The sequence below is a fragment of the Amaricoccus sp. genome, from assembly GCF_036846665.1.
GTDB lineage: Bacteria > Pseudomonadota > Alphaproteobacteria > Rhodobacterales > Rhodobacteraceae > Amaricoccus.
Window position 1 is genome coordinate 1 of sequence record NZ_DAIUBO010000289.1, and the last position, 4,205, is coordinate 4,205.

The window sequence follows — 4,205 nt, forward strand, 5'->3', positions numbered from 1 at the left end:
GCTCGATTGCGTCGAGTAGCACGCGCAGCACGGCGATCGTCGACTTGGTCCGCAGGTCCCGCAGCGCGAGCCCGCCCAGCCGCTTTGACAGCGCCTCGCCCGCGGGGCCGGTCAGCAGGGAGTGATGCGCGAAGCGCGGCGCCCGGCCGCCGAGCGCCTCGAAGATCTGGATCTGTGCTGCGGTATTGGTGACATGGTCGGATCCCCGCACCACGTCGCTCACCCCGGTCTCGAGGTCGTCGACCACGCTCGCCAGCGTGTAGAGCACCTGCCCGTCGCCCCGGATCAGCACCGGATCCGACAGGCTCTCGGCATCCACCGAAAGCGCGCCGAGGATCCCGTCGCTCCAGTCGATCCGCCGGCGGTCGAGCAGGAACCGCCAATGGCTCCCGCGCTCGGCCCGCAGCCGCGCGCGCGCCGCATCATCGAGGTCGAGCGCGGCGCGGTCATAGACCGGCGGCCGGCCGGCGGCACGCTGCGCGCGGCGCTTGAGCTCCAGCTCCTCCGGGGTCTCGAAGCATTCGTAGAGCCGCCCGGAGGCTTCGAGCGCCCGCGCCGCGTCGCGATAGATCGCGAGCCGGTCCGATTGGCGGAACGTCTCGTCCCGGTCGAGACCGAGCCAGTCGAGATCCTCGACGATCGCCTCGGAGAAGATCTCCCGCGACCGCTCCGGATCCGTGTCGTCCAGTCGCAGGAGGAAGCGTCCGCCGGCCTTTCGCGCGACGAGCCAGTTCAGGAGCGCGGTGCGCAGATTGCCGACATGCAGATATCCGGTCGGCGACGGAGCGAAGCGGGTGACGATCATGCTGTATCCTCTCGCCGCATCTCTACCCCGCCGCCCGCGCCGCCTGAAGCCCCGTCGCGGCGGGGCTTCCCACTCGCCGGCACCGGACCTATGTCGGATACACCATGCGCCGACGCCCCTATCCGCATCCCGCCCCATCCCTCGCGACATTCGAGAGGATGGCCGAGCAAGCCTTTGCGAGCCTGCCGCAGCCGGTGCGGGCCGCCTGCGCGGGGCTGGCGATCCGCGTCACCGATTTCGCACCGGAGGAGATCCTCGATTCCATGGGCATCGTGGATCCCTTCGAGCTCACCGGGCTCTACGAGGGGATCGCGCTGACCGAACGCTCGGTCATGGACCAGCCGACCCGCCCCGACGCGGTCTGGCTGTTCCGCCGGCCGATCCTCGAGGAATGGATCGAGCGCGGCGACGTGAAGCTCGACCAGCTGGTGCTGCATGTGCTCGTGCACGAGATCGCGCATCATCTGGGCTGGTCGGACGCGGACATCCGCGCGGTGGACGACTGGACGCTCTGAGTCACGGGGCCGTGTTCGTCCGGCGCCGTCGTCGCGCCCGCCGCGGCGGCAATGCCGCGGTCCTGAAAAGGTGTCTGGCGAAGAACTCGATGCCCGCGGAAGATCTGATCCGGGGGGGTGGGAGCCAGTGCCGCAAGCCAACCGGTCACCGCACCACCTCGGAGCGACAGACACAAGACGCTCGCCCCCCGCCCCTCGGGCCGGTCAACCGACCCCGGCAGAAGCCATCAATTGCGGATGCCCGACAATTGCGCCTCTCCCGCGGAATAGGTTTCGACCACGGCGCGGTCGTCGCCCAGGGTCTGGAGCACGAAGAGCTCTTCGGAAAGCGTGCCCACCGTTTCCATGCGCAGCGCCATGGCGCTCGTCGCCCTGCTGTCGAGCACCACGACATCCGCCTCGGTGCCGGTGTCGAGGGTCCCGATCTTGTCCTCCAGCCCGAGCGCCCGCGCATTGCCGAGCGTCGTCCAGTAGAACGAATTCAGCGGCGACAGCGACTGGCCGCGAAGTTGCAGGATCTTGTAGCCCTCGTCGAGACTGCGGAGCATGGAGTAGTTCGTCCCGCCTCCGACGTCCGTCGCGATCGCGCGCCGCACGCCCAGGTCCCGCAACCCCGCCTCGTCGTAGAGCCCGCTCCCGAGAAAGAGGTTCGATGTCGGGCAGAACACCGCGACCGATCCGGTCTCGGCCATCGCGGATTTCTCCCGGTCCTCGAGGTGGATGCAATGGCCGAAGAGGCTTCGCGGCCCGAGGAGGCCGTAACGCTCGTAAACGTCTAGGTAATCCCTCGCCCAGGGGTAGAGTTCGCGCGTCAGGGCAATCTCGCCGTGGTTCTCGGACAGATGCGTCTGGACAAAGCAATCGGGATGTTCGGTCGCGAGCGCGCCGGCCATTTCCATCTGTTCCGGCGTCGAGGTTATCGCAAATCGCGGCGAGATCGCGTAGAGCGCACGCCCCGCCCCGTGCCAGCGGGCGATCAGCGACTTGCTCAGATCGTAGCTCGATTGCGGCGTGTCCCGAACCGCCTCTGGTGCGTTCCGGTCCATCATGACCTTGCCGCCGATCATGCGGAGGTTGCGAGCGGCGGCCTCGGCAAAATAGGCGTCGACGGAGGTGTCGTGGACGGAGCAATAGGCCACCGCGGTGGTCGTTCCGTGCTTGAGCAATTCGTCGAAGAACCGCCCGGCCATCCTCGCGCAATGCTCAGGGTCGGAAAACTTCGACTCCTCTGGGAAAGTATAGGTATTCAGCCAGTCAAGCAATTGCGCGCCCCATGACGCGATCACCTGCACCTGCGGGAAGTGGATATGCGTATCGATGAACCCGGCCATGAGAAGATGCGGCCGGTGATCGATCAGTTCGACGCCGGCGGTCTCGTCCTTCAGCCTCGCATATTCTCCGACTGCGGCGATCTTGCCGTCGACCACCAGGATGGACCCATCCTCGAAATACCTGTACGAATCCTCGTCGCGGGCGCCTTTCGGCTCGTCCACGAAGGTCAGCACGCGGCCTCGCAAGAGCTTGCTTGTCATGATTCGATCCCCGGTCGTTCCCAAGGCATCTTGGCAGACGCACGGACCTTGCAAAACGTCCGGATCGGCGGTGTACTTTCAACGAACGATATAAAATCGGATTCGTCCCGTGCCCTATGTCGAAAGCCTGCGTGTCTTCGTGCGCACGGTCGAGCTCGGAAGCATCACCGCGGCGGGACGGGACAATCGACTGACACCCGCGGTCGCGAGCAATCGCATCAAGGAACTGGAGAACCGCCTCGGCATCCGTCTCTTCAACCGGACCACCCGCAAGCTGGCGCCCACCGAGATCGGGCGGCAGCTCTACGATCATGCGCGGCGGGTGATCGAGGCCATCGACGAAGCGGAGGCGATGGTCGCGGGCTTCTCCGAGAAGCCGCGCGGCACGATCAAGGTCATGGCGCCGCTGGGACTGGGACGGCGGATCATCGCGCCGCTGGTGCCGGCCTTCAACGAGCTCTATCCGGGAATCGAGGTCCGGATGCGCTTGTCAGACCGCAAGGTGGACATGGTCGCGGAGGGTGTGGATGTCGCCTTCGCGCTGGGGGAGCTCCAGGATTCGAACCTCAAGGTTCGTCTGATCCTCGAATGCCGCCGGGTACTCTGCGCCTCGCCCGAATATCTTGCCACCTTCGGGACGCCCGCGCGCCCGGAGGATCTGCTGGCCCAGCATCACCGGTGCCTGCTGCTCCGCTATCCCGGATCGCCGGAATGGAACTGGGTCTTCGAGACCGGGAAGGGACGCCTGCGGCTCAACGTGGCGGGCCCCTACGACGCCGACGAAGGGGATGTCCTGACCGATTGGGCGCTGGAGGGATACGGGATCGTCAACAAGCCCCGCTTCGAGGTCGCCGCGCCGCCAACTACCGATCCGCCGCTGCACCGACGAGATTGAGACGCCAATCGCCGATGCCAACCCGAGCACGGTACTGCGGCGGATCGACGCTGCCGCAGCGGCACTGACAACCAGGAGAAGACGGCCGATCGCCGATCTGACCGCGCCGCGGTCAGCTGCGGCAGGGCGGTGGTGCGCGGAACGGCGCGACGGCGATTCTGCAAAGTGGAAGGGCCAGCAATGGGGGTTTGAGCGGCGGATGGCGATGGGATTGCTCATGGCGCGGCCCCGATCGGGCCAGATCCTTTGGCCAGGAACTTGCTCCTGTGCGGGACATCACCGCGAGGGACTCGAACGCCCTTGGAGAGCATCAACCATGAACAAGAAGATCAGCAACTTCCTGTGTCAGGCCCTGGAGACCGAACTCGGCGGCATCAAGGTCTATGAAACCGCAACGCGTTGCGCCAATCACCCGGACCTCGCGGAGGAGTGGCAGAAGTACCTGGACGAAACGACCC

4 protein-coding genes are annotated in these 4,205 nt (G+C 66.3%); 2 read left to right on the forward strand and 2 right to left on the reverse strand.

Features of this window, described 5'->3' with window-relative positions:
* Positions 1-805 (reverse strand): glutamate--tRNA ligase (locus tag V7050_RS18850; protein ID WP_324411019.1); only part of this gene is annotated, 805 nt, incomplete at its 3' end.
* A gap of 104 nt (positions 806-909) precedes the next feature.
* On the opposite strand from V7050_RS18850, the gene V7050_RS18855 reads away from it, so the two are divergent.
* On the forward strand, positions 910-1,320 hold the full coding sequence (locus V7050_RS18855; RefSeq protein ID WP_324373818.1) for a metallopeptidase family protein: 411 nt from the start codon (positions 910-912) through the stop codon (positions 1,318-1,320).
* A 227-nt stretch (positions 1,321-1,547) separates the two neighbouring features.
* Here V7050_RS18855 and guaD read toward each other — a convergent pair whose 3' ends face one another.
* A complete protein-coding gene (gene guaD / locus V7050_RS18860; protein ID WP_324365616.1) occupies positions 1,548-2,852 on the reverse strand; it encodes a guanine deaminase in 1,305 nt (434 codons plus the stop codon).
* A gap of 109 nt (positions 2,853-2,961) precedes the next feature.
* Here guaD and V7050_RS18865 point away from each other — a divergent pair, with 109 nt between their 5' ends.
* Complete coding sequence (locus V7050_RS18865) at positions 2,962-3,747, forward strand: LysR family transcriptional regulator (protein ID WP_324411020.1); 786 nt, start codon at positions 2,962-2,964, stop codon at positions 3,745-3,747.
* Positions 3,748-4,205 lie beyond the last annotated feature (458 nt).

Bases quoted from the DNA above. Each gene is read 5' to 3' on its own strand.
- guaD (WP_324365616.1), bottom strand. From the start codon at position 2,852: ATGACAAGCAAGCTCTTGCGAGGCCGCGTGCTGACCTTCGTGGACGAG.
- V7050_RS18855 (WP_324373818.1), top strand. From the start codon at position 910: ATGCGCCGACGCCCCTATCCGCATCCCGCCCCATCCCTCGCGACATTC.